This window comes from Promicromonospora sp. NPDC052451 (assembly GCF_044547525.1).
In the GTDB taxonomy this organism is placed as follows: Bacteria; Actinomycetota; Actinomycetes; order Actinomycetales; family Cellulomonadaceae; genus Promicromonospora.
In genome coordinates, this window is the sequence record NZ_JBIUAP010000018.1 from 1 (window position 1) to 24,853 (window position 24,853).

The following is a 24,853-nucleotide window of genomic DNA, read 5'->3' on the forward strand; positions in this document are numbered from 1 at the left end:
TGCCCGCATCCGCGGAGGCCGCAGCGGCCACCCCGGCGCGCGGGCTCCCGGCCGTGCCCCCCCCCCCCCCCCCCCCCCCCCCCCCCCCCCCCGCCGCCGCCCCCCCCCCCCCCCCCCCCCCCCCCCCCCCCCCCCCCCCCCCACGGCCTTCTCTCGGCACCTCTGGCGCGGGCGCCGTCAGTTCAGCATCAGGACCACCGCGTCGCCCGCCTCGGCCGCCGCACCGTAGAACGCCGCAAGCTCGCCGTACGCCACCCCGAGGCGTTCGGCGTCCGTCTCCGCCGCGTGCTCGGCCGGGTCCGGGCAGACGTCCTCGTCGCAGACGTGGGCGGCGTCGGCGAGCGGCGCCAGGGCGTCGAACGACGTGCCCACCAGGAACGCGGCTGCCTTCGCCACGTCCTCCGGAGCCAGGTAGCGCACCGGCGTGATCCCGTCGGCGGGACCGAGCTCGGCGCCACCCTGCACCGGGTCGACGGGCATACCGCCGTGCACCCGCAGCACCGTGTGGAGCGGACCCCACACGGTGCCGATGCTGAAGTACCGGGCCTCCTGCGCCGGGAGGTCCTTCTGTACCCACTCGCCCGCGAGCTCGTCGATGTGCTCCAGCGCCCAGGTCAGGTCGGTCCGTGCCTTGTCGAAGTCGTCGGCGGCCAGCCGCGCGTACTCACAATGAATCATCCCCATGGCCCGAGACCGTACCGATAATGCGTTTCCGTGTGTATGGGCAAACCGGACACATTCCGATGCAACAATGTCTCATACGCGGTAAAACGGAAATTCCATCCGAGTGCGTGTCCGTTCTGGGGTTTTTAGCCTCCTGGACCTGGCCGAGAATTCACACCGAATTCACGCGGGGCGTCACTGCAGCCGGCGGTCGTCGCCGGACATGCTCGCGAGCACCTCGGTCGGCGTGCCGTCGTCGCGCCACCGCAGGGTCGCCGCGACGCCGTCGATGAGCCCCACGGATCCCTCGGGCGCGAACGTCAGCCCGGCATCCTGGCCGACGGCGGCCCGCACGAGCGCCACCGACGCCGGGAGCTCCTCCAGCCGCTCCGTCACGCCGATGTCCTCCAGGTCGGACCGGGTCGCCGCGATGTGCATCGGGTCGGGGCCGATCCAGAGCATCCGCCCGTTCACCGCCGACCCGCCCGTGCCGTACTCCTCGGCCAGCACGAGGTCCTTGACCTGCCCGCGGGCCAGCACCGCGACGACGTCGTCCACCGACGTGACGGCGTTGGACTCGCGTCCGAGCTCCTGCCGCAGCTCGGCCAGCACCCGCTCCCGCCGTCGTTCCCGGTAGGAGTCGAGCGCCTCGGCCACCCGCTCCGCGAACGCGCCCTCGTTGACACCGCTGGTGCGCCCGCCGCCCGGCACCTCGACGACCATCTCGGACGTCGGAGCCGTCAGCGCGTCCCGGGTCAGCGAGACCGCCCGCACGTCCCCCGTCAGCAGCACCAGCTCGGGCCTGGTCTCGGCCACGTGGCGCTCGATCTCGGCCGCGACCGCCGCAGCGTTGCGCGCCCACGAGTCCTCGGCCCGGGACTCGATGCGCGACCGCTTCGTGCCGGTGGACGCCGTCTTCTCGATCTCGTCGTGCGGCGCCTGGAAGGTGCTGTGCACCTTTCCCTCGGGACCCACCCGGGCGAAGTCCGCACCCGCACGGTCCACGGCGACCTTGAGCAGCTCCACGGACTCGTCGGCCGCCAGCGCCGCCTGCAGCAGGGCGGGCACCGGCGCCCACGAGCAGGTCGTCGAGGTGGGCGGGTTGCTCACCACGCGGTCCACCAGCACGCCCGAGTCGTCGGCGATGACGACCCTGCCGTGGGGGCCCGGGACCCTCGTCGGTCGCAGCACCACCTCGGCGATCGCGTCCAGCACCTGCGGGGTCGCCCCCTGCTGCGCCAGATCCTTGCGGGCCGCGTTCCATCGGCCCTCGACGTCGCGTTCGGCGGCCTGCTCGGACGGCGTCGCGTCGAGGTGCAGGGTCGCAAAGGGACCCTGGTGGCCGAGGAGGGGCTTGAGCCAGTCGATCTTCATTCGAACCTCCGCGTCTCCCGCCGAGGTCGAGGTGGCGCCCTACCGCACCCCTCGCCCCGGCGTTCCCTCCAGGAAACGACGGATCGCGGGTGCGCGCCACCCCCGTGCCGGAATTGGTTGTGACCCGGTCACCAAATATCCACTACTCGACGTCGACCACTCGCCAAGGCCGGGCAAAACTGCCTCAAGAACGATTCACCTTCAAGCGTAGGTGTCCACCTCAGGGAGGTTGTCGCCCTTGTGCTGCGCGGCGATCAGCTCGTGGTGGCGGATCACCTCGCTCACGATGAACTGGCGGAACTGCTCGGCGAACTCGGGGTCCAGGCCCGACTCCTCGGCGATGCTCGTCAGACGGGCGATCTGCTCCTGCTCACGAGCCGGGTCCGCCGGGGGCAGGCCGCCGACCGCCTTGAGCTCACCGACCCGGCGCGTGACCCTGAACCGTTCGGCCAGCAGGTAGACCAACGCCGCGTCGATGTTGTCGATGCTCCCGCGGAGCCGGATGATCTCGGACGGCATCTCGGCGGGCACCGAAGCGCCGGTCGGTTCGTTGTCAGACACAGGAAGAGGCTAACCGGCCTGACCCCCGGCGGGCGAAGCCTGTTCCGACGTGAGACGTCGATCAGCTACAGTCTGCCGAGCAGGCACGCAACTTGGTGAAGGCCCCTCACCCCTTCCAGACTTCAACGGAGAGCAGCAGATGACACTCGTCTCGTCGCCGGCCTTGGTGAAGGTGCCTGAAGGCACCAGCATCAACACCATCCTCACGGACCGGGTGGCCCGCTCCGGGGACGAGACGCTCATCGAACGGCGGGAGACCCCGGCCGGGCCGTGGATCCCGGTGACCGCGAGCCAGTTCGAGGACGAGGTCCTGGCCGTCGCCCGCGGCCTCGTGGCCCGCGGCATCGAGGCGGGCGACCGCGTGGCGATCATGTCGCGCACCCGCTACGAGTGGACGCTGCTCGACTTCGCGATCTGGGCCGCGGGTGCCGTCGCCGTGCCGGTCTACGAGACCTCGTCGGCCGAGCAGGTCCGGTGGATCCTCTCGGACGCCGACGTCCGCCTGATCGTCGTCGAGTCCCACGCGCACGCCGAGACCGTCCAGCAGGTGCGCACCGCCCTGCCGGGCCTCGAGGACATCCTGGTGCTCGACGACGGCGCCGTGCTCGACCTGCGCCGCGCGGGCACGAACCTCTCGGCCGGCATCGTTGCCGAGCGGCGCTCGGCCGTCCGCCGGGACGACCTCGCCACCGTCATCTACACCTCCGGGTCCACCGGCCGCCCCAAGGGCGTCGAGCTGACGCACGGCAACTTCGCCCACCTGACCATGAACGCCGCCGTCGGCATCCCGGAGCTGCTCCAGGCCGAGAACGCCCGCACGCTGCTGTTCCTGCCGCTGGCGCACGTCTTCGCCCGCTTCGTCGAGGTCGCGACCATCGCCGGCCAGGCCGTGCTGGGCCACGCCCCGGACATCAAGAACCTCGTCGGCGACCTGGGCTCGTTCCGCCCGACCTACCTGCTGGCCGTGCCCCGCGTGTTCGAGAAGGTCTACAACAGCGCGGAGCAGAAGGCGTCGTCCGGCCTCAAGGCGAAGATCTTCGCCTGGTCGGCCCGGGTGGCCGAGGACTACTCCCGCGCCCTCGACACGCCGTCGGGCCCCGACGCCCTGCTCAAGGCGAAGCACGCCATCGCCGACCGGCTGGTGTTCAGCAAGCTGAAGGCGACCATGGGCGGGCAGCTCAGCTGGGCCGTCTCGGGCGGCGCGCCGCTGGGCGAGCGCCTGGGCCACTTCTTCCGCGGCGCGTGCGTCACCATCCTGGAAGGCTACGGCCTCACGGAGACCACGGCGCCCACCTCGGTCAACCTGCCGGGCAAGATCGTCGTCGGTTCGGTGGGCCCGGCGTTCTTCGGCACGGACATCGCCATCGCCGACGACGGCGAGGTGCTGCTGCGCGGCCCGCACATCTTCCGGGGGTACCGCAACCAGCCGGGGCTGACCGCCGAGGCGCTCGTCGACGGCTGGTTCCGCACCGGCGACCTCGGCCGCCTGGACGAGCACGGTCACCTGCACATCACGGGCCGCAAGAAGGAGATCATCGTGACGGCCGGCGGCAAGAACGTCGCCCCCGCCGTCCTCGAGGACCGCATGCGTGCTCACCCGATCGTGAGCCAGGTCGTCGTGGTGGGCGACCAGCGCCCGTTCATCGGCGCCCTGGTCACGCTCGACGCCGAGATGCTGCCGGGCTGGTGCGCGGCGAACGGGCTGCCCGCGCTGACCGTGGCCGAGGCCCGCGTGCACCCGAAGGTGCTGGCGGAGCTGGACAAGGTGGTCGCCCAGGCGAACGAGGCCGTGTCCAAGGCCGAGTCGATCCGCAAGATCACGGTGCTGGACCTCGACTTCACCGAGGCGAACGGCTATCTCACGCCGTCCATCAAGGTGAAGCGCGGCAAGGTCGTCGCCGACTTCGCGGACACGATCGACGCCCTGTACGGCGCCCCGCTGGCCCGGACCGAGCCGGCGACCAGCCGCTGACCCGCCGGTGCCGTGGGGCCGTGCTGCCCGCGGCACCGAAAGGTGCGCTTCTACCCAGTCATGGGGCCCAGAACTCGTGTGAGTTCTGGGCCCCATGACTGGCTAGAAGCGCACTTCTGCTGCGCGCTCCCCCACGGCTGCGGGAGGGCTGTCAGGCGCTCTTCTCGCGGGGATGGCGGGAGCGGACCGCGGTCTTGCGGGGGACGACGGTCGGGTTGACGTTGTCCAGCACCACGTCGCGGGTGATGACCACGCGCTCGACGTCGTCGCGGCTCGGCACGTCGAACATGACCTGCTGGAGCACCTCTTCCATGATGGCCCGCAGGCCGCGCGCCCCGGTGCCCCGCAGCAGCGCCTGCTCCGCGATGGCCTCGACGGCGGGCTCGTCGAACTCGAGCTCCACGCCGTCGATCTCGAACATGCGCTTGTACTGCTTCACCAGCGCGTTCTTGGGCTCGGTGAGGATCCGCACCAGCGCGTCACGGTCCAGCGGCGAGACGGAGGCGATGACGGGCAGGCGGCCGATGAACTCGGGGATCAGGCCGTACTTCTGCAGGTCCTCGGGCCGGACCTCGGCGAACAGGTCCTCGTCGCGGGCGATGGACTCCATCGGGGCGCTGAACCCGATGCCCCGCTTGCGGGAGCGGGCGGCGACGATGTCGTCCAGCCCGGCGAACGCGCCGGCCACGATGAACAGCACGTTCGTCGTGTCGATCTGGATGAACTCCTGGTGCGGGTGCTTGCGCCCGCCCTGCGGGGGCACGGAGGCCGTGGTGCCCTCGATGATCTTCAGGAGCGCCTGCTGCACCCCCTCGCCGGACACGTCCCGCGTGATCGACGGGTTCTCGGCCTTGCGGGCCACCTTGTCGACCTCGTCGATGTAGATGATGCCGGTCTCGGCCTTCTTGACGTCGTAGTCCGCCGCCTGGATGAGCTTCAGCAGGATGTTCTCGACGTCCTCGCCCACGTAGCCCGCCTCGGTGAGGGCTGTGGCGTCGGCGATGGCGAACGGTACGTTCAGCATCTTGGCGAGCGTCTGCGCCAGGTACGTCTTGCCCGTGCCCGTGGGGCCGATGAGCAGGATGTTGGACTTGGCGATCTCGACCGGGTCCTGGTCGTCCGGCCCGATGGAGCGACCGGCCTCGCCCGCCTGGATCCGCTTGTAGTGGTTGTAGACCGCGACGGCCAGGGCACGCTTGGCCGGGTCCTGGCCGATGATGTACTGCTCGAGGAAGTCGAAGATCTCGCGCGGCTTGGGCAGCTCCGTCAGGCCGAGCTCAGCCGCCTCACCGAGCTCTTCCTCGATGATCTCGTTGCACAGCTCGATGCACTCGTCGCAGATGTAGACGCCAGGTCCGGCGATCAGCTTCTTCACCTGCTTCTGCGACTTGCCGCAGAAGTTGCACTTCAGCAGTTCCGCGCCGTCACCGATTCGCACCACTACCTGTCTCCTCGCCTTGTGCATCCTCACGGAGTCCCGCACAGGCCGGCTGACCCAGCAGATCCGCAACGTCAAGCGGTCTCAGATCCATTCCACACCACCAGTGGCCCGTTGTCAGCCCGGCGGCCCGGCGGGTCGCTGAGGCGACTTTCACCACTTCATGACAATTTTGTCATGAAGTGTGCAGCAGGTCCCACAATGCCCGAACGCCGGGGCTCGCGTCCAACCAGTATCGGTGGAGCTGCCCCGGCGTCGGCCGGTGCGGGACCGGCCGCGTCGACGTGATCGATCAGTTCGTGACGACCGCGACGGGCTTGCGCGACTGGAGCACCTCGTCGACCAGCCCGTAGTCCTTCGCCTGCTCGGCCGTGAGGATCTTGTCGCGCTCGATGTCGTCGCGCACCTCCTCGACCGACTTGCCGCTGTGCGTCGCCAGCGTCAGCTCGAGCCACTCGCGCATGCGGATGAGCTCGTTGGCGTGGATCTCGATGTCCGAGGCCTGCGCGTAGCCGCCACCCTCCATCGCGGGCTGGTGGATCAGCACGCGGGAGTTCGGCAGCGCGAGGCGCTTGCCCGGCTGGCCGGCGGCCAGCAGGACCGCCGCGGCGGAGGCCGCCTGGCCCAGGCACACGGTCTGGATCTGCGGCTTGATGAACTGCATGGTGTCGTACAGCGCCGTCATGGCCGTGAACGAGCCACCCGGCGAGTTGATGTACATCATCACGTCGCGGTCCGGGTCCTGGGTCTCCAGGACCAGCAGCTGGGCCATGACGTCGTCCGCGGACGCGTCGTCGACCTGGACGCCCAGGAAGATGATGCGGTCCTCGAACAGCTTGGTGTACGGGTCCTGGCGCTTGAAGCCGTACGCGGTGCGCTCCTCGAACTGCGGGAGCACGTAGCGGGAGGACGGCATGGCGCCGGCGGTGGCAAAGGGCATCCCCGCACCCGAACGGACGCCGGCAAGGCGCTCCGCGGCTGCGACGAACTGGGCTTCAGGGCTCACGGTAGTTCTCCTCTGTGGATCAGGTCTGGGTGCGTGGGTGCGGTCGGTCAGCTCGTCATGCCGCCGCCACCGGCCAGCGCGGCGGTCTCGACGACGTGGTCGACGAAGCCGTACTCCAGTGCCTCGGAGGCCGTGAACCAGTTGTCCCGGTCGTTGTCCTTGATGATCTTCTCGACCGGCTGGCCGGTCTGCTCGGCCGTCAGCTCGGCGAGCACCTTCTTCATGTGCATGATGAGCTGCGCGCCGATCCGCACGTCCGTGGCCGTGCCGCCGACACCGCCCGACGGCTGGTGCATCAGCACGCGGGCGTGCGGCGTGATGTACCGCTTGCCCTTGGTGCCGGAGGACAGCAGGAACTGCCCCATCGACGCCGCCATTCCCATCGCGACCGTCGCCACGTCCGGCTTGATGAACTGCATCGTGTCGTAGATCGCCATGCCGGCCGTGATCGAGCCGCCGGGCGAGTTGATGTACAGCCAGATGTCCTTGTCAGGGTCCTCGGCCGCGAGAAGCATCATCTGTGCGCTGATCGCGTTCGCGTTCTCGTCGCGCACCTCCGACCCCAGCCAGATGATGCGCTCCTTGAGCAGCCGGTTGTAGATGGAGTCGTTGAGCCCGAAGCCAGCACCCTCCGTCCGCGCCACCGGCCCAGCATCCATCCGCAGCAGATCGTTCACGTCCATCTCCTCGGTTCTGACTCTCGTCTGTGGACCACGTCCTACGACGTAGTGTCGCTCGACCCTAACGTGCCTCCGGCCGCCGGAACTCCCGATCCGGCAGCCGTTTCGCCTACAGCGCACCGGTGCTGCCCACGGCGAAGTCAGGGGTAACGCGGACGGCGGTCCGCACCCTCTCGCAGAGGGTGCGGACCGCCGTCGGGACGTCGTGCCCGGCCTGCCCGAGGCCGGCGCGGACGTCAGGCCTTCGCGGGCTCCGCGGCGTCGGAGTCGGCGCCCTCGGGAGCGTCGGCGTCCTGCGCCTGGGCGACGGCGTCGGCGAGCGCGGCCTGGGCCTCGTCGGCCTCGTCCGAGCCGATGTACTCGCTCAGGTCGACCACGTTGCCCTCGGAGTCCTTGACCTCGATCTGGCGCAGCGCGACGGCGAGCGCCTTGGAGCGTGCCACCTCGCCGACCATGGCGGGGATCTGGCCACCCTGCTCGAGCGTCTTGATGAACTCGCCCGGCTCCATGCCGTACTGCTGGGAGGCGCTCACCAGGTACTCGACGAGCTCGCCCTGGCTGACCTGGACCTTGAGCTTCTCGGCGAGGGTGTCGAGCAGGATCTGGTTCTTGATCGCCTTGGTGGCGTCCTCGCGGACCTCCTCGCGGTGCGTGTCGTCCTCGAGGCGGTTCTCGGACTCGAGGTGACGGTGCACCTCGGCCTCGACCACGCCCGTGGGGACGGGGACCTCGACGGTCTCCAGGAGCTTCTCCATGAGGGCGTCACGCGCGGTGACGGCCTGGTTCGAGGTCTTGATGCCGGCGACCTGGGTCTTCAGGTCCTCCTTGAGCTCCTCGATCGTGTCGAACTCGGAGGCGAGCTGGGCGAAGTCGTCGTCCACCTCGGGCAGGTCGCGCTGCTTGACCGAGGTGGCGGTGACGGTCACGTCCGCCTCCTGGCCCTCGTGGTCGCCGCCGGCCAGCGGCGCCTTGAACGTGGTGGTCTCGTCGGCGGACAGGCCGGTGAGGGCCTCGTCCAGGCCCTCGAGCATGTTGCCGGAGCCGATCTGGTACGAGACGCCCGACACGGAGTCGACCTCCTCGTCACCGATGACGGCCTTGAGGTCGATGACGACGTAGTCGCCCTCGGCGGCGGGGCGGTCGACGCCCACCAGGGTGCCGAAGCGCTCGCGCAGGGCCTCCAGGCGCTCGGCCACGTCCTCGTCCGTGACGGTCGTGGAGTCGACGGTCAGGTCCACGTCGGCCAGCTCGGGGAGCTCGATCTCGGGACGGACCTCGACCTCGGCGGTGAACTTGAGCTGGCCCTCGCCGGCCTTGGCCGGGATCTCGGCCACGTCCACCTGGGGCTGGGCCAGCGGGCGGAGCTCGGTCTCGCCGAGCGCCTGCTGGTAGAAGCCGGAGAGCCCGTCGTTCACGGCGTGCTCGATCACGGCGGCCCAGCCGACCCGCTGGTCGATGATGCGCGGGGGCACCTTGCCCTTGCGGAAGCCGGGGACGTTCACCTGCTCCGCGATGTGCTCGTAGGCGTGATCGATGCTCGGCTTGAGCTCGTCGTAGTCCACCTCGACGGTCAGCTTGACCTTGGTGGGCTCCAAGGTCTCGACGGCGCTCTTCACTTCGATGGTCTCCAGAATGTCGGGGGTGCGCGCACGCCGGCGTACTGCCTCCCGGGTGGCGCGGGGATGCTCAACTCAGTTGCCGCTGCTCGCTGACAGCGCTGTGCGGCAGGCGCACGGGCAACCCGTCAATGGTACGCCTCGCGGCCACGGGCGCCGAATGCAGGCCGGTGGCATGCCGCACACCCACCAGCCTCCCACAGCCGGGCGCATACGCCACGGTTGTCAGCCCAGAGCGCAAGCGCGCCGGAGCTCAGCGCCCGATCCCTGCGGTGAGCCCCGCCACGATCTGCCGGGTCGCCACGAGGAAGAGGACCACGAGCGGCAGCGTCGCGATCACGAGGCCCGCGAACAGCGTGGACCACGACGTCTGGTACTCCCCGAAGAAGGTGGTCAGGCCGACGGGCAGCGTGTACTGCGCGCGGTCACGCACCAGGATCAGCGGGTAGAAGAAGTCGTTCCAGATGGGCACGAAGCGGAAGACCACCACCGTGGCGACGGCGGGCTTCACGAGCGGCAGCAGCACCGACCAGAAGGTGCGCAGGGGTCCGGCGCCGTCGATCCGGGCGGCGTCCTCCAGCTCGTCGGGGAGCTGGCGCAGGAACGTGGCCAGCACGAACACCGAGAACGGGATGGAGACGGCCGCGTAGACCAGGATCAGGCCGGTGCGGGTCGAGGCGAGTCCGATGGTGTCGAGCAGGTAGAAGATCGGCACGATCATCAGGAACACGGGCATCATCAGGCCGGAGACGAACACCTGCTCGATCACGGCCATGAGCCGCGAGCGCGACCGGGCCAGCGCGTAGGCCGCGAGCAGCGACACGGCGGTCGACAGGGCCACGGACGCCGTGGTGACCAGCACCGAGTTGAGGAAGTAGGTGGAGAAGGAGGCCTCCACCCAGGCCTCGCGGTAGGCGTCGAACGACGGGGCGTGCGGCAGGCCCAGTGGTTCGGCCACCAGCTCCTGGTCGGACCGGAACGAGTTCCAGACCATGGTCAGCAGCGGCACCAGCGCGACGACGGCGTAGCCCCACAGCACCACGTTCACCACCACCCGGTTCAGCACCGGGCCGGGCCGCCTCACGTCAGCCTCCGCTCGACGCCGCGGAACCACCGGGTGAACGCCACGGAGACGCCCACGATCACGACGAACAGCACGATCGCCACGGCCGACGAGATGCCGATCGCGTTGGACGCCCCCGAGTGGAACGCCGTGCGGTAGAAGAGCAGCGACATGACGTCGGTGGCGCCCGCCGGGCTGCCGCTGGAGCCGCCCAGGGCGTACGGGATGGGGAACGCCTCCATGGAGAAGATGAAGGTCAGCACGCTCACGGTGCCGATCACGGGCGTGAGCATCGGCAGGGTGACGTGCCAGAACCGCTGGGCCGACGTCGCGCCGTCGAGCATCGCGGCCTCCTGGGTGCTCGGGTCGAGCGCGCCGAGGGCGGCGCCGTAGACGAGCAGCGGGAAGCCGACCCACTGCCACGCCGTGACGAGCACGACCACCCACAGGGCCGTGTCGGGGTCGCCCAGCCAGGGCTGGGCCACGGCGTCCAGGCCGACGGCGCGCAGCAGGGCGTTGACCGGGCCGAAGAGCGGCGAGAGCAGCAGGGACCACAGGTAGCCGACCACGAGCGGCGAGACGAGGTACGGCATGGTGAACAGCACCTGGAACAGGCGACGGAACCGCTCGCGCTGGTGCAGCACGTACGCGAGCAGGAGGCCGACGGTGTTCTGGGCCAGCATCGCCCCGGCGAACAGCAGCGCGTTGTGCCCGAACGCGCGCGGGAGCTGGCTGCGGTACGGCTCGGTGGTGAACAGCGCGACGAAGTTGTCCACCCCGGCGAAGGCCCCCTGCGCTGTGCCGCGCCAGGAGAACAGCGAGTAGGTCAGCGCGGTGGCCATCGGGTAGAGCACGAAGACGGCGAACAGCGCCGCGGCGGGCAGGAGGAAGAGCAGTGCGACGGACGTGGGCAGCGCCGCTGTGCGACGGCGGCTCACTCGCCCGGCGTCCACCAGGCCGACAGGCCGTCCTGGATGATGTCCGCCGCACCGGCCGCGTCGGTGTCACCGAGGAACAGCTTCTGGCCCGCCTCGCCCATCAGGTCGGTGCCGACCGGGTCGCCGTAGCGGTAGTCGACGAGCAGCAGGTACGGCGCGGGGTTCTCCTGGTACAGGTCCCACATCTCCTGCTGGAGGGGGTCGGAGTACTCGACGCCCGGGATGGGCGAGAACTGCTTGAGCTCGTCGGCCACGAGCTGCCCGAACTCGGGGCTCGCGAGCCAGCTCAGCAGCGCCTGGGCCTCCTCGGGGTGGTCCGTGGTGGCGGACAGGCCCCAGTTGCCGTCGGCATACCCCGGGGTGACCGGGTGGTCCAGCGCCGAGCCGGGCGGCGGCGGCACCTGGAACACGCCGAGGTCGAGGTCCGGGTTGGCGTCCTGGAAGAACGCCTGCTCGTACGAACCGCCGGCGAACATCGCCGCCTGCTCGGAGGTGAACAGCACCTGCGCGTCCGTGTAGGGCACCCCGGTCACGTCGTCGGGCATGTACTGCTGGAGGTCCGCGAGCGTCTGGATCGAGTCGACGTAGGCCGGGTCGGTGAAGTCCGTCGCGCCGTCCCGCAGGGCCTGCTGGAAGTCCGCGCCGCCGTACTGGGCGGCCGTCAGGGCGTCGTGCACCGTGGGCACGAACCAGCCGTCGCGGGCGCCGACCGCCAGCGGCGTCACGTCCTTCTCCAGGAGGGTGTCGTTCAGGGCGATGAAGTCGTCCCACGTCTCCGGCTCCTCGAGGCCGTTCTCCTCGAAGATCCGGGTGTTGTAGTAGACCTGGATGGTCTGGGTGGCCAGGGGCACGCCGTAGACCGCACCGTCCTGGCGGCCGCGGGCGCCGTCGAGGGCGGCCTCGTCGAAGTCCGCGAGCGCCGGGACCAGGTCGTCGAGCGGCTCCAGGTTGCCGCCCTCGACGAGCGGCTGGAGCAGGCCGTAGGACCGCACCTGGGCGATGTCCGGGCCGTCCGAGCCGGTCAGGCCGGTGCGCAGGATCTGGTCGTACTCGGTGTTGAGGTGAGCCTGGAAGGTCACCGTGACACAGGGGTTGGCCTTCTCGAAGACGTCGAAGATCTGCTCGTAGGTCTTCACGTCCTCGGTGCGCCACGACCAGACGTCGAGCGCGACGGCGTCACCGTCGCACCCCTCCCCCGCGACCGCGCCGGGCTCGGGGCTGTCCGCGGACGGCGCGCAGGCGCCGAGGGTCAGCGCCACGAGGGCAGCGGCGGCGGTGGCGAGGGTCTTTCTGCGGCTCATGCGGCGGACGCTGCCGGTCGGAGGTCGAGGTGTCAAGCATTTCGACCGAATCGATACGTCGTGTCGGGATCGGCTACCTGCCGCGGGTCGCGTGGCGCGCGATCCGCCGTGCGTCCGCCGCCATCTCCAGGAACATGCCGCTGATGGGGTTGGTGAATCCGGTGAAGTAGAGCCCGGGCGCGGCCGGACGGCCGTTGGTCGCCACGGGCTTGCCCCGCTCACCGAGCACCCCGAGGTGGCCGACGACGGGTTCAAGCGAGCGCCGGTAGCCGGTAGCGGCGAGCACGACGTCGGGGGCCAGCCGGGCGCCGTCGGCCAGGACCGCCTCGGCGCCGTCGAACCGCTCGACCGCCCCGACCACGCGCACCGTGCCGGCCTCGACGGCGGCGACCAGGCCGATGTCCTGCACGGGGATGGCGCCCTGGGCCACGCGCGTGGCCAGGCCCACCTCCGGGATCGGCAGGCCGAGGTGAGCCAGGTCGGGAAGGCTGGCCCGGCGGACGGGGACGCAGAGAGCGTCGACGAGGGCCGTCGGCAGGTGCCGGATGAGCAGGCCGGTGTACTGCGCGGCCCACGGCCCCTGGTTGCGCCGCACGATGTGCGGAGGCGTCCGCACGGCGAGGTGCACGCTCGCCGCGCCGTTCTCGGCGAGATCCTGCGCGATCTCGGCGCCCGTGTTGCCCACGCCCGCGACCAGCACGTGCTTGCCCGCGTAGGGGGCCGGGTTGCGGTAGCGGCTCGCGTGCACGACGTCGCCGGGGAAGCCGTCCTGGCCGGGCCAGTCCGGCAGGTGCGGGGTGTGGTTGTAGCCGGTCGCGACGACGACGACGTCCGCGGTGCGGGTGCCGTCGGTGGTGGTGATCGTCCAGCGGCGGGCGGCATCGCCGTCGGCGGCGGAGCGGTCCAGCCGGGTGACCTCGACGCCGTGCTCGACGTGCAGGCCGTGGTGGGCGGCGTACGCCTCCAGGTAGCGGACGACGTCGTCGCGGGCGACCCAGCGGCCGTACTCCCGCGGGATCGCCAGGCCGGGCAGCTTGGAGAGGCCGCGCGTGGTGTGCAGGTGCAGGCGGTCGTAGTGGTGCCGCCAGGCGTTGCCGACGTGCTCCGACTTCTCGAGCACGGTGACGTCGGCGCCCCTGTGCTGCAGGGTGGCTGCGGCGGCGAGGCCTGCGGGTCCGGCGCCGATGACGGACACGGTGAGAACCATGGAGGGAGCGTAGTGCGCCTCTTCCACCACTCTGCTGCAGGGACGGGGCGAAGACAAGACTGCCGTTCTCGGGACGGAAGCCGCACACTCGGGAGGGGCGGTGAGGGGCGCCGCCCCCACCGGGAGGACCGTGATGGCAGAGATCTGGGACCCGCACGGCAGCCTGCGCCGCATGCTGTGGATCGGCGGAGCGCAGTGGGCCGGCAAGACGACCGTCAGCGACCTGGTCGCCGACCGGCACGGGCTGACCGTCTACCACTACGACTACCACGACTCCCGTGGCCACCGGGACCGGCGGGTCGCGCACAAGGTCGCGCGCGGAGAGCCGGTGACGGAACCTGATGCCGAGGAGATCTGGATCAACCACGGCCCGGAGGTCCTCGCGGCCCAGGTGCTGGCCGGCTTCCCGGCCCGCTTCGAGTGGGTGCTCGACGACCTGCGCGCCTGGTACACCAGCCGCCCGGCGATCGCCGAGGGCTGGGGCCTGCGACCGGAGCTGGTGGCGCCGCTGGTCGACTCGTCCCGCCGCATGGTCGTCCTGGTCCCGACGGAGGAGTTCCGGCAGCACCAGCTCCGCACCGTGCCGCGTGCCCTGGCCGTGGAGGCCGCCGTCAGCGACCCGGCACTTGCCCAGTCCCACCGCGTCGAACGCGACCGTCTGATCGCCGACGACGTCGTGCGCAGCGCCCGGCGGCTCGGGGTACGCGTGATCGAGGTGGACGGCACGCGCGACGCGACGGCGGTCGCGGCCGAGGTCGCCGACGTGTTCGCGCCCTATCTCCGGGACCTGGGGGACCCGCGGGTGTCGCCGGCGCTCGTCTGAGCACTGCTCCGGGCGGACGGCGGCCGCTCAGTCGAGGGGCGGGCCCGCGAGGAGGTCGTGGTCACGGAGGCCCAGGGTGTCTGCCGAGGTCTCGACGATCACCGCGAGCAGGTCCGTGGTCGCGGTCGTCCGGTGGATCTCGCCGGGCTCCCAGACCGCGGCCTGGCCGGGCTCGATGTCCCAGCGCTCGTCGGCGTCGTCGTTCGCGCCCCGCGACGTGACGACGCCCTCGCCGGCCAGGACGGCGAAGATCTGGAGGGACGTGGCCGGGTGCTCGCCCAGCACGCCGCCGGCGACGATCCGGGCGACGTTCACGGTGGTGCGCTCGGCGTCGAGCACCTGCGGCAGGAAGTCCATGTCGACGCCTGCACTGCCGAACCGGGAGATCTCCCGCGCCGGGAGCTGGATGATCCGCACCGGACGATCTTCTCGCGGGTCCCTGGGTTCGTCATGCCCGCAGAGCAGGTGCCGGGCGGGCTGGAGTTCGTTCCCGTCAGACGCAGCGCCGCCATCACGCAGGACGTCACCGCGCCGGGCGGCCGCCGCACCGGGCGGCCGCCGGCGGGTCGCCTAGAAGTCGTCCGGCGTGCGGATCTGGTCGCGGATCCAGGTGCCGGCCTCCTTGAGGCGGTCCGTGCCGTACGAACCGCTGCCGCAGGTGCCCTCGGTGAAGACCGCGCCGGAACGGTGGTCGTCGGAGTAGTTCCAGTTGACCCAGCTGATCTTCTTCGACGCCGCCAGGTCGAGGTAGCGCTGCGCCATGGCGAAGTCGTTGGCGCCCTCCCCCGCGTAGTCCTGCGTGCCGAACTCGGTGATGAACATCGGGATGCGGTCCGCGGCGCGGGACAGCGCGTCCAGGAACTCCTGGCCGTGCGACGCCGCGTAGAAGTGGAACGTGTACATGACGTTGGAGGCGTCGACCGGGTTGTTCACGACCTCGGACTCGCTCGCCCCGTCGGAGACGCCCAGCGAGGACCAGGCACGCGTGCCGAGCAGGATGACGGCGTCCGGGTCCTTCGCGCGGACCACCGGGACGATCTGCTCGTGGTAGCCCTTGATGGTCTGCCACGACACGCCGTTGGGCTCGTTGGCGACCTCGTAGATGATGTTGTTGTTGCCGTTGTTCCGCTCGGCGACGGCCGTGAAGAACGTCTTGGCGCGCTCGAGGTTGAAGCCGGGGTCGCCCGGGTCGAGCATGTGCCAGTCCACGATCGCGTACAGGCCGCGCTCGGTCAGCATGTCGATGTACTGGTTGACCAGGGCGGTGAACCGCGCCGGGTCGGTCTCGTAGCCGTCCTCCTGCACGTACGTCGAGATCCGCATGACGTCGGCGTTCCAGTCGTACGCGAGGGTGTCGAGCGACGCGTCGTCCACGCACTGCGCGTACCACTGGGTGCCGTGCGTGCTCATGCCGCGCAGCTGGACCTCCGTGCCCTGCTCGTTGCACAGCCGCACGCCGCACACGCTGAGCTGCCCGTTGGCCTCGACCGGGGTCACCGCCGCCGGTGCGGCGTCCGGCCCGTCGGACTCGGCCCCGGTCCCGGCCGGGGCCTCGGCGGCAGGCCCGGCGTGGACGGCGACCGCCGGGGCCGACAGGCCCGGCGCGAGCGCGGCTCCTGTCAACAGCAGCGCGGCCGTGGCGACGGCGACGACGATCGGGGCGCGACGGAGGGCCATGGGAGACCACCTCGGTTCGGGTCAGGGCGACGCCGGCGGCGGTGCCGGCCTGCTGGTCGCAGCGACGCTAGCAAGCACCGGCCCGGGTGAATATCGGGGATTCCCACACTCCCGGCCGGCGCCACCCCTCAGTACGCGGCGAGCCCGTTCTGGTAGGCCCAGACCACCGTCTGGAGGCGGTCGCGCGTGCCGATCTTGGCCATCGCGCGCCCCAGGTGGGACTTCACCGTGCTCGTCTCGACCACGAGCGCCTCCGCGATCTCCGCGTTCGACAGCCCCCGTGCGAGCTGCCGCACGATCTCCGCCTCCCGCGCCGTGAGCTGCGCCGCGGCGTCCGACGCCGGAGCGGGCGGGGCCTTGCGCCGCGCGAACTCCGTGATGACGCGGCGGGTCACCGCCTGGTCGATGAGCCCGTGGCCGTCGGCGAGGCGCCGGACGGCGTCGATCAGCTCCTCGGGCTCGCAGTCCTTGAGGATGAACCCGCCGGCGCCGGCCTCCAGTGCGCCGAAGACGTACTCGTCGAGGTCGAACGTCGTCACGACCAGCACGGCCGGCGTCGTCCCTCCGTCGTCCGGGCGGGCCGTGATCTCGCGCGTCGCGGCGAGCCCGTCGCCGCCCGGCATGCGCACGTCCATGCAGACGACGTCGGGGCGGTGCCGCCGCACGAGCTCCACCGCCGTCGGCCCGTCCGAGGCCTCGGCCACCACCTCGATGTCGTCGGCCTGTTCCAGCAGGAACCGGAATCCCGCACGGACCACCGCCTGGTCGTCGACGAGCACGACCCTGATCATCCCTGTCCCCCTTCGCCGGGCGCCGCGGGCGCCGCCACGGGCACCGTACCCGTGCTCTCGTGGTGCAGCGGGAGCGTGAGCAGCACCCGCCATCCGCCGGACGGCGTGGCGCCGGTGGCGAGCGTCGCCCCGACGAGCTGCGCCCGCTCCTGCATGCCGATCAGGCCCATCCCCCGGCGGTTCTCGTCGCGGCCCGGCGTCGTGCCCGGGGCGGGACCGTTCACCACCTCCAGGGCGACCTCCCGCGCCCCGAACCGGACGGTGAGCCGCACCGGCGCACCGGGTGCGTGCTGGCGCGCGTTGGACAGCGACTCCTGCGCGACCCGGTAGAACGCCGCGTCCGCGATCGGGGCGAGCGGCCGCGGCGTCCCCTCGCGGACCAGCTCCACGTCCGCGCCGAGCGTCCGCGCCGTCCGCACCAGGCCGTCGAGGGCGCCGAGGCCCGGCGGCGGCGCGTCGTAGGCGTCCTCGGTACCGGGACGCTCACGAAGCACCCCGACGATGAGCCGCAGGCTCTCGAGCGTCTCCTTGCCCTGCCTGCGGATCCAGGCGGCGCCCTGCTTCGCGGCCTCGGGGTCGCCGTCGATCTGCCGCTCGACCGCGGCCGCCTGCACCACCAGCCCCGAGAGGTGGTGCGCGGCGACGTCGTGCAGCTCGCGGGCCATGCGCGACCGCTCCGCGACGATCGCCGCCTGGGTGGTGGCCCGCTGGGTGCGCACGGCCTCGGCGGCCCGGAGACGGAGCAGCTCGGTGTAGCCGCGGCGCGTGGCGACCGCGTTGCCGATCAGGGCGCACACCAGGTAGGTGAGCACGCCGGACACGAGGTGGTTGAGCACCGGGACCATCAGCCCGTTCCCGGTGACGACGACCGTCCCCGCCGCCGCGAGCACCGCGACCAGGGCCGCGGCACCCGTGACGGTCAGAGCCCGGCGGGCGGGCAGCAGCAGGCCCACGGTGTAGCCGGCGACGACCTGCGCGATGCCGCCGATCGACAGGTCGTCCGGCGAGGCCATGATGATGACGACCTGGCACGCCACGACCAGGCCGAGGCACAGGACCGGCCGGACCCGGCGCAGCACCAGCGGCACCGCCTGCGCGCACACGGCCACCGCGAGTACCACGCCCTGCACCGGGCCGAGCACGAGGCCCTCCTGCCCGAGCACCTGCCCGAACAGCCCGGCCAGGAGGGCGGCGGTGACGGCCAGGACGGCCGCGGCCAGCAGGGCGTCCCGGGCGAGCACCCCGGTGATGCCCGCCCGGGTGAGCAGCGTGTCGAGCCAGCCGCGGCGGGGCAGGGGCAGCACCGGGTCGTCGCTCGCCGTGGGGCCGTCCGTCGTGGGCATCGTCAGTACGATACCGACGGCGCCAGCAGGCGGAACTCGACGGCGAACCACGCGACGCCGGCCAGGGCGAGCAGCACGAGGAGCGTGCCGAGCACGCGCCGCCAGCCGTGGCGGTGCCGGACGGCGTCCACGACCTGGAGCACCGCGGGGACGGGCCCGAGCACACCGACCGCCTGGACCGCCTGGAGCTGGCGCAGCGAGAGCTCGGTGACGTCCTGGAGGCTCATCACCGTCAGGACCGTGGCGGTCCAGCCGCCGGCGGCGAGCAGCACGGCGACGGCCGCGATCCTGGTCAGGAGCCGGGACACCCGTCCGGTGCGCTCCGGCAGGGACGGCGCGCCCTGGGGCAGTGCCCGCCGGCGCACCCGGCGCCGGATCGCGCCGACCGGCCACGCGACGACCGTCACCAGCAGGATCAGCAGCGACGCGCCGAGCACCGGGAGCGCGACGGCGGGGTTGCGCTCGGGCTGGGCGGGCAGCATCGCGAAGGCGCCCTCGAAACCGATCGCGTCGACCTTCCCGTCCTCGACCCGTACGGCGACGGTGCGCTGCCCGCCGACCTCGCGGTAGACCCAGGGCGAGACCTCCTCGTAGACGGCGGGCTCGGCGCTCGCGGGGCCGGGGGTGAACAGCAGGCGCCCGTCCTGCCGGGCCGTGACCTGCGTGACGCTGAAGGCGTCGAGCATCGCGAGGAAGGTGCTGTGCATGCCGCGCGAGGCGACGTAGCTGCCCTCGACCAGGGCCGCGTGCTCGGCGGCGGTGGCCTTGTCGACGGTGCCGGCCGCGGGGGCGGCGTCGGCGGGGAAGTAGCGGTCGGTGAAGCCGTGCAGCACGGACTCCCGCAGGGTGAGGGTCGCGTACGGGGAGGCGCCCGTGCTGTTCAGCGAGACGAAGATGCCGGTGCGCTCCTCGGGGTAGATCTGCAGGTGGGAGTGGAAGTAGTTGGTGTCGCCGCCGTGGCCGACGATCCGGTGCCCGTTGCGGCTCTCGTCGAACCAGCCGAGCGCCATGCCCGGGGCGCCCGCGAGCGTGCCCAGGGTGCTCTCGTCGAGCGCCGGGCTCTGCATGAGCTCACGGGTGGCCGGGGTGAGCAGGGTGCCGGCGCCGGGTTCGCCGAGCTGGGCGAGCATGAACCGGGCCATGTCGGGCGCCGTCGCGCTCAGGGCGCCGGCCGGGGACGTCCCGACGATCTCGAACCCACCCGGCGCGTCGGCGGCGGACGGGTACCCGTTCGACATCTGGTCCCGCAGCCCGGCGGGCAGCGGCTGCTCGAACGTCGACGACGTCATCCCCGCCGGCTCCAGGACGTTGCGGCGGACGTACTCCTCGAACGGCACGCCGCTGACCCGCTCGACGATGTAGCCCGCCAGGGCGTTGCCGTAGTTCGAGTACGCGGGCACCGTGCCCGGCTCGAAGACCTGCTCGGGCGGCTCGGTGGCCAGCGCGTCGCGCAGCACGGGCGACTCGTCGCCCGTGCCGATCAGCCCGTCGATGCGCTCCTCGAAGCCCGCGGTGTGGGTGAGCAGGTGGCGCAGGGTCATCGGCTCGTCGAAGTTCCGCGGCACGTCGAAGTCGAGGTACTCGGCGACGTCCGTGTCCAGGTCGAGGTCACCGCTCTCGACGAGCTGCATCGCCGCGGTGGCCGTGAACAGCTTGGACACCGAACCGGGGCGGAACAGCGTCCGCTCGGGGTCGACCGGTACGGGGTCGCCGCCTGTCGTCCCGGTGTCCGCGTACCCGTACCCGCGGGTGGTGACGATCTCGCCGTCGTGCACCACCGTGACGACGCCGCCCGCGATGCCCGCGTTCTCCAGCGCGGCCGGCAGCAGGCCGTCGAGCCAGGCCTCGACGTCGGGCCGGTCCAGGGTGTGGGCCTCGGCCGGGGCCACCACGGGCGGTGGCGGTGGCGGCTCGGCGGCGGCTGCGGCGGGCGTGGCGCCGGCCGCCGGTGCGGCCGCGAGGCCGACCGCCAGGCCGAGTCCGACCAGCGCGGCGGCGACCCGGTGGGCGGCGCGCGGTCCGCGGGCGGACGCCGCCGGGCGCGGGACCACGCCGTGCGGCCCGGGCCGGGGCGGGCCGCCGTCGGGCAGCTCTGCGGGGGTGTGGGGGTGGGACGGGGACATCGTCGCGCTCCTCGGGTTCGGCGGCTCTCCGGACTGGTTCTTCCGGACACCACCACCCTGTCGGCCGGCCGCCCGCACCACATCGGGCACGGGTACCCACCTGACCTGCGACCTTTGGTGGAGACGATCTCCTCCCCGCGGAGGGCGTGCGTGAGTAGGCTCGGCGCGTGATCACCTCGGAGATGGTGTCGATCCTGTCGGTGGGGCTGCCGGCGGTGGGTGCGCTGGTGTCGGCGCTCGTCTCGTTCCTCGGTGTCCTGCCCGGCACGGAGCGCCGGCTGCACCGCCTGGTGGCCATCCACCGGGACATGCCCGACGGCCACGGCAAGGCGGCCCTGGAGGACGCGCTCAACGAGCTGGCGGTGCGCACGGCCCGCCGCGCGGTGTCGGGCCGGGTGGACCGCAGGCCGCAGCGCCCGCGCCGCCGGGTGGACGGGGCCAAGGTGACCATGGTGGTCATCGTGGTCCTCGTGGGCGGGGGCCTGGCCTGGTTCTTCTGGTGGCTCGGGACGCTGGCGCCCTGGGCCTTCCTGCAGTGGACGCTGTGGGTCGTGGCCGCCCTGGTGACCGTGTTCACGACGTTCGTCGTGACGCTCGACAACGTCTTCAAGGACGACGACGCGGCACCGCGCCGGGGGACGGCGGAGCCCGCGGAGACCGAGGCGGACCCCGGCACCGCTGCCTCCACCCCGGGGACGGACCGGTGAGCACGCCCGGCATCGCCACCACCGACTACCACACGGCGGGCGAGCCGTTCCGGATCGTCGCCGAGCCACCCGTGCCGCTGCCGGGCGGCTCCGTCGCCGACCGGCGGGCCCGGGCGCTGGCCGACCCCGCGGCCCAGGGGCTGCGCCGGCTGCTGTGCTCCGAACCGCGCGGGCACGCCGACATGTACGGCGGGTTCGTCGTGCCGCCCGACGACGACGGCGCGCACCTCGGCGTCCTGTTCTGGCACAAGGACGGGTTCTCCACGGCCTGCGGGCACGGCACGATCGCCCTGGGCGCGTGGGCCGTCGACACGGGTCTGGTGGCGGCTCCCGACGACGGTACGGCCGACGTCGTCGTCGACGTGCCCTCCGGGCGGGTGACCGCCCGCGTGCACCGGGCGGGCGGGCGCACCGTCGGCGTCGACTTCGTGAACGTGCCCGGCTACGTGCTCGCCCGCGACCTGCTGGTGCCCACGACGCGCGGTGCCGCGTCGGTCACCCTGGCGTACGGGGGCGCGATCTACGCGAGCGTCGACGCGACGAGCCTGGGCCTCACGGTCGAACCGGCCCGCTATGCCGACCTGATCGCCGTGGGACGCGAGATCAAGCAGGCGCTCGACGCCGACGGCGTGGCCGTCCACCCCGGCGACCCGCGGCTGAGCGGCGTGTACGGGACGATCCTCCACGAGGACCTCGGCGCCGGTCGTGCGCCCGACGTGCACCAGCGCAACGTGACGGTCTTCGCGGACGGGCAGGTCGACCGCTCCCCCTGCGGCTCCGGCACGGCCGCCCGGCTCGCCGTCCTCGCCGAGGACGGCCGGGTCGGCGTCGGCGGCCCGGTGCTGCACCACGAGTCGATCGTCGGGTCGGCGTTCACGGGCGCCGTCGTCGGCACGACGCGCGTCGGGGACCGCGCCGCCGTGGTCCCCCAGGTCAGCGGGACGGCCTACCGGACGGGCGAGCACCGCTTCGTGGTGGACCCGGCCGACCCCCTCGTGCCCGGGTTCGTGCTGCGATGAGCGCGCCCCTCGTGCTGGACGCCGCGGCCGTGGCTGCCGCGTGCCCGCCCGCCGACGCCGTCGCCGCGATCGTGGCCGCCCTGCGCGGCGGGCTCGACCCTGCCGCCGACCTGCCCCGCCAGGCCGTTCCCGTGGCGGCCGGCGAGCTCCTGCTCATGCCCTCGGACGGCGGCGGCCGGGCGCACGTCGGCATCAAGGTCGCCACCGTGGCCCCCGCCAACCCTGGCCGGGGCATGCCCCGGGTCCAGGGCTCCTACCTGCTGCTCGACGCCGCCACGCTGGGCGTGGTCGCGGTGCTCGACGGCATCGCCCTGACGACGCTGCGCACCCCCGCCGTGTCGGTGGCGGCCGTGCTGGACCGGCTGGCGGCCGGACCGGGGCCGCTGTCCGTGGCGGTGATCGGGGCCGGCCCGCAGGCGCACGGGCATGCCGCCACGCTCGCGGGTGCGCTGCCCGGCCGGCAGGTCGCCGTCACCCAGCTCGTGCGCGACCCCGCGCGGTCGGTGCCCGTGCGCGGGGCCCGCCTGGTACGGCTCGGCACCACGGAGTCGGACGCCGCGCTGCGCGCCGCCGACGTCGTGGTCTGTGCGACGTCGGCCCGTGCGCCGCTGTTCGAGGCCCACCTGGTCGCGGAGACCGCGGTCGTGCTCGCGGTGGGCTCGCACGAGCCGGACGCGCGGGAGCTGCCCGCGGACCTGCTCGGCCGCGCCACCGTGGTGGTCGAGGACGTCGGCGCCGCCCTGCGCGAGGCGGGCGACGTGGTGCTGGCGATCGCGGACGGCGCGCTGGCCGCCGAGGACCTGGTGCCGATGCGTGACGTCGTCACGGGCGCCGTGCGCCCCGACCCCGCCCGGCCGCTCGTCGTCAAGACCACGGGCATGTCCTGGGAGGACCTGGTCGTGGCCGAGGCGGTGCTCGCGGGCGCGGGGTGAGCCGGGGGCGTGCCCACGGCACGCGTCGGCGTACCCGTGACCCGCGTCACGGACGGGCCCTGTCACATCCGCACGGGCTGCGGAGTCTTCCCTGGGTCCGGCCGGCACGCGGCCGGGTCCAGGGAAGGAACGTCATGAGTTCAGTGCACGAGACCCTTCGCCGTGACTTCGGCGGCACCATCATCGAACCGGGCGACGACGGCTACGACGACGCCGCCCGCACCGCGCTGGCGGCAGCGCACCCGGCCGTCGTCCTGCGCCCCCGGACCGTCCAGGACGTGCAGGCGGCGGTCCGGTTCGCGGCCGGCTCCGGGCTCGCCCTGTCGGTGCGCGGCGGCGGGCACAGCTTCGCGGGCTTCGGCACCGGGGACGGCGTCGTCGTCGATCTGGGCGGCCTGGCGGCCGTGGAGGTCCTGGGCGACACGAGGAACACCGTGCGGGTCGGGGGCGGCGCCCACTGGGGCGACGTGGCCGCGGCCCTGGCCCCGCACGGCCTGGCGATCTCGTCCGGCGACACGAAGAGCGTGGGCGTGGGCGGGCTGACGCTGAGCGGCGGCATCGGGTGGAAGGTGCGCCGGTACGGGCTGGCCCTGGACGCCCTGGTCGCCGCGGAGGTGGTGCTCGCCGACGGCACGGTCGCGACCGCGAGCGCGGACGAGAACACGGAGCTGTTCTGGGCGCTGCGCGGGGGCGGCGGCAACCTCGGCGTCGTGACCACGTTCGTGTTCGAGGCGCACCCGACCACCGACCTGTTCTTCGGCAGGATCACGTTCCCGGCCGCCGAGGCCGCCGAGGTGCTCCAGGGCTGGGCGGAGTACCTGCGCACGGCGCCGGAGGAGCTCACGTCGATCGCGAACCTCGCCAACCCGTTCGCGGGCGGCCCGGAGGCACCGCTGGAGATCCACGTCGCGTTCGACGGGGACGACCAGGAGGCCGCGGACCGCGCGCTCGACCCGGTCCGTCGGCTGGGCACCGTCCTGGTCGACGACGTCGCCCTCACCGCCTATCCGGACGTGCTGGTCGAGGGGGCCACGCCGCCGCCGGGCATCCGGGTGCTCGCCCACGACGGGTTCGTGGAGCGGGAGCAGGTGCCGGAGGTGCTGCAGATCCTGGCGGAGGTCGGCACGTCGGCGGGATCGCCGTCGATCGCGATCCGCACCGTCGGGGGCGCGGTGGCGCGGGTGGCGGGCGATGCCACCGCGTACGCGCACCGGCAGGCGGAGCTGATGGTGGCCACGGTCACGGGCGGGCCGGAGGCGGTCGTCGAGGCCGCGCGTCCGGGCGTGGAGGCGATCTGGGACAAGCTCGCGCCGCACCTGCGCGGGGCCTACGCGAACTTCCTGACGTCGGCCACGGAGCAGGACGTGACGGACGTCTACCCGGCGGGGACCTACGACCGGCTCGCGGCGGTCAAGCGCCGGTACGACCCCGCCAACCTGTTCGCGCACAACCTCAACGTACGGCCGGCGTAGGACGCGCGTGGTGGGGCCCCGCCCCCGGGGGCCCCCCCCCCCCGGGGGGGGGGTAAAAAATATGGGATAAAAGACACCCCCGAACAACGCAGTCCCCCCCCCCGCCACCCGAGTGTTTAATTGTTGGCGGCCCGGCGTACGGAGGGG

The 24,853-nt window shown here is 72.4% G+C and carries 22 protein-coding genes; 6 read left to right on the forward strand and 16 right to left on the reverse strand.

Going from position 1 to position 24,853, the window contains the following annotated elements:
* Positions 1-177: 177 nt before the first annotated feature.
* The 3 genes from ACIG47_RS23900 to ACIG47_RS23910 all read right to left on the reverse strand — a co-directional run bounded on the left by ACIG47_RS23900 (position 178) and on the right by ACIG47_RS23910 (position 2,556).
* On the reverse strand, positions 178-684 hold the full coding sequence (locus tag ACIG47_RS23900) for a DUF1877 family protein (protein ID WP_397416253.1): 507 nt from the start codon (positions 682-684) through the stop codon (positions 178-180).
* 174 nt (positions 685-858) lie between these two features.
* Entirely contained in the window at positions 859-2,037 is a 1,179-nt protein-coding gene (locus ACIG47_RS23905) for a Vms1/Ankzf1 family peptidyl-tRNA hydrolase (protein WP_397433556.1), read from the reverse strand.
* A gap of 201 nt (positions 2,038-2,238) precedes the next feature.
* Positions 2,239-2,556 (reverse strand): chorismate mutase, encoded by a 318-nt coding sequence (locus tag ACIG47_RS23910; protein WP_182618444.1) that lies wholly within the window; start codon positions 2,554-2,556, stop codon positions 2,239-2,241.
* Positions 2,557-2,737: 181 nt separating this feature from the next.
* On the opposite strand from ACIG47_RS23910, the gene ACIG47_RS23915 reads away from it, so the two are divergent.
* Positions 2,738-4,570 (forward strand): AMP-dependent synthetase/ligase, encoded by a 1,833-nt coding sequence (locus tag ACIG47_RS23915; protein ID WP_397433557.1) that lies wholly within the window; start codon positions 2,738-2,740, stop codon positions 4,568-4,570.
* Between the two features lie 151 nt (positions 4,571-4,721).
* Here ACIG47_RS23915 and clpX read toward each other — a convergent pair whose 3' ends face one another.
* The 8 genes from clpX to ACIG47_RS23955 form a co-directional block, all read right to left on the reverse strand.
* Positions 4,722-6,011: an ATP-dependent Clp protease ATP-binding subunit ClpX gene (clpX, locus tag ACIG47_RS23920; RefSeq protein ID WP_397433559.1), complete on the reverse strand. Its 1,290-nt coding sequence runs from the start codon at positions 6,009-6,011 to the stop codon at positions 4,722-4,724.
* 289 nt (positions 6,012-6,300) lie between these two features.
* Positions 6,301-7,014, reverse strand: coding sequence for an ATP-dependent Clp protease proteolytic subunit (locus ACIG47_RS23925; RefSeq protein ID WP_397416263.1), 714 nt, complete (start codon positions 7,012-7,014; stop codon positions 6,301-6,303).
* A 47-nt stretch (positions 7,015-7,061) separates the two neighbouring features.
* Entirely contained in the window at positions 7,062-7,697 is a 636-nt protein-coding gene (locus ACIG47_RS23930; RefSeq protein ID WP_397416265.1) for an ATP-dependent Clp protease proteolytic subunit, read from the reverse strand.
* Between the two features lie 233 nt (positions 7,698-7,930).
* A complete protein-coding gene (tig, locus tag ACIG47_RS23935; RefSeq protein ID WP_397433560.1) occupies positions 7,931-9,310 on the reverse strand; it encodes a trigger factor in 1,380 nt (459 codons plus the stop codon).
* Between the two features lie 253 nt (positions 9,311-9,563).
* Positions 9,564-10,394, reverse strand: coding sequence for a carbohydrate ABC transporter permease (locus ACIG47_RS23940; protein WP_397433561.1), 831 nt, complete (start codon positions 10,392-10,394; stop codon positions 9,564-9,566).
* Positions 10,391-11,311: a carbohydrate ABC transporter permease gene (locus ACIG47_RS23945; protein ID WP_397433562.1), complete on the reverse strand. Its 921-nt coding sequence runs from the start codon at positions 11,309-11,311 to the stop codon at positions 10,391-10,393. Before ACIG47_RS23945 ends, ACIG47_RS23940 begins: the two co-directional genes overlap by 4 nt.
* Positions 11,308-12,612 carry an ABC transporter substrate-binding protein gene (locus tag ACIG47_RS23950; RefSeq protein WP_397433563.1) on the reverse strand — a complete coding sequence of 435 codons (1,305 nt, stop codon included), beginning with the start codon at positions 12,610-12,612 and terminating at the stop codon, positions 11,308-11,310. Before ACIG47_RS23950 ends, ACIG47_RS23945 begins: the two co-directional genes overlap by 4 nt.
* 73 nt (positions 12,613-12,685) lie before the next feature.
* Positions 12,686-13,819, reverse strand: coding sequence for a flavin-containing monooxygenase (locus tag ACIG47_RS23955; protein ID WP_397433564.1), 1,134 nt, complete (start codon positions 13,817-13,819; stop codon positions 12,686-12,688).
* Between the two features lie 133 nt (positions 13,820-13,952).
* Here ACIG47_RS23955 and ACIG47_RS23960 point away from each other — a divergent pair, with 133 nt between their 5' ends.
* Positions 13,953-14,642, forward strand: a complete 690-nt coding sequence (locus ACIG47_RS23960; protein WP_397433565.1) for a hypothetical protein — start codon at positions 13,953-13,955, stop codon at positions 14,640-14,642.
* Positions 14,643-14,669: 27 nt separating this feature from the next.
* Here ACIG47_RS23960 and ACIG47_RS23965 read toward each other — a convergent pair whose 3' ends face one another.
* The 5 genes from ACIG47_RS23965 to ACIG47_RS23985 form a co-directional block, all read right to left on the reverse strand.
* Positions 14,670-15,059, reverse strand: a complete 390-nt coding sequence (locus ACIG47_RS23965; protein ID WP_397433566.1) for a cupin domain-containing protein — start codon at positions 15,057-15,059, stop codon at positions 14,670-14,672.
* Positions 15,060-15,212: 153 nt separating this feature from the next.
* Positions 15,213-16,319, reverse strand: coding sequence for a glycoside hydrolase family 5 protein (locus tag ACIG47_RS23970; protein ID WP_397433567.1), 1,107 nt, complete (start codon positions 16,317-16,319; stop codon positions 15,213-15,215).
* 128 nt (positions 16,320-16,447) lie between these two features.
* Positions 16,448-17,110 (reverse strand): response regulator, encoded by a 663-nt coding sequence (locus ACIG47_RS23975; protein ID WP_397433568.1) that lies wholly within the window; start codon positions 17,108-17,110, stop codon positions 16,448-16,450.
* Positions 17,107-18,453 (reverse strand): sensor histidine kinase, encoded by a 1,347-nt coding sequence (locus tag ACIG47_RS23980; RefSeq protein WP_397433569.1) that lies wholly within the window; start codon positions 18,451-18,453, stop codon positions 17,107-17,109. The genes ACIG47_RS23975 and ACIG47_RS23980 overlap by 4 nt, the downstream gene beginning before the upstream one ends.
* Positions 18,454-18,455: 2 nt before the next feature.
* Positions 18,456-20,576, reverse strand: a complete 2,121-nt coding sequence (locus tag ACIG47_RS23985; protein ID WP_397433570.1) for a serine hydrolase domain-containing protein — start codon at positions 20,574-20,576, stop codon at positions 18,456-18,458.
* Positions 20,577-20,743: 167 nt separating this feature from the next.
* Between ACIG47_RS23985 and ACIG47_RS23990 the strand changes: the two genes are divergently transcribed.
* The 4 genes from ACIG47_RS23990 (at position 20,744) to ACIG47_RS24005 (ending at position 24,706) form a co-directional block, all read left to right on the forward strand.
* Positions 20,744-21,283, forward strand: a complete 540-nt coding sequence (locus ACIG47_RS23990) for a hypothetical protein (RefSeq protein ID WP_397433571.1) — start codon at positions 20,744-20,746, stop codon at positions 21,281-21,283.
* Positions 21,280-22,302 carry a proline racemase family protein gene (locus ACIG47_RS23995; protein ID WP_397433573.1) on the forward strand — a complete coding sequence of 341 codons (1,023 nt, stop codon included), beginning with the start codon at positions 21,280-21,282 and terminating at the stop codon, positions 22,300-22,302. Before ACIG47_RS23990 ends, ACIG47_RS23995 begins: the two co-directional genes overlap by 4 nt.
* Positions 22,299-23,234, forward strand: coding sequence for an ornithine cyclodeaminase family protein (locus tag ACIG47_RS24000; RefSeq protein WP_397433574.1), 936 nt, complete (start codon positions 22,299-22,301; stop codon positions 23,232-23,234). Before ACIG47_RS23995 ends, ACIG47_RS24000 begins: the two co-directional genes overlap by 4 nt.
* 134 nt (positions 23,235-23,368) lie before the next feature.
* Positions 23,369-24,706, forward strand: coding sequence for an FAD-binding oxidoreductase (locus ACIG47_RS24005; RefSeq protein WP_397433576.1), 1,338 nt, complete (start codon positions 23,369-23,371; stop codon positions 24,704-24,706).
* The last annotated feature ends 147 nt before the right edge of the window (positions 24,707-24,853 follow it).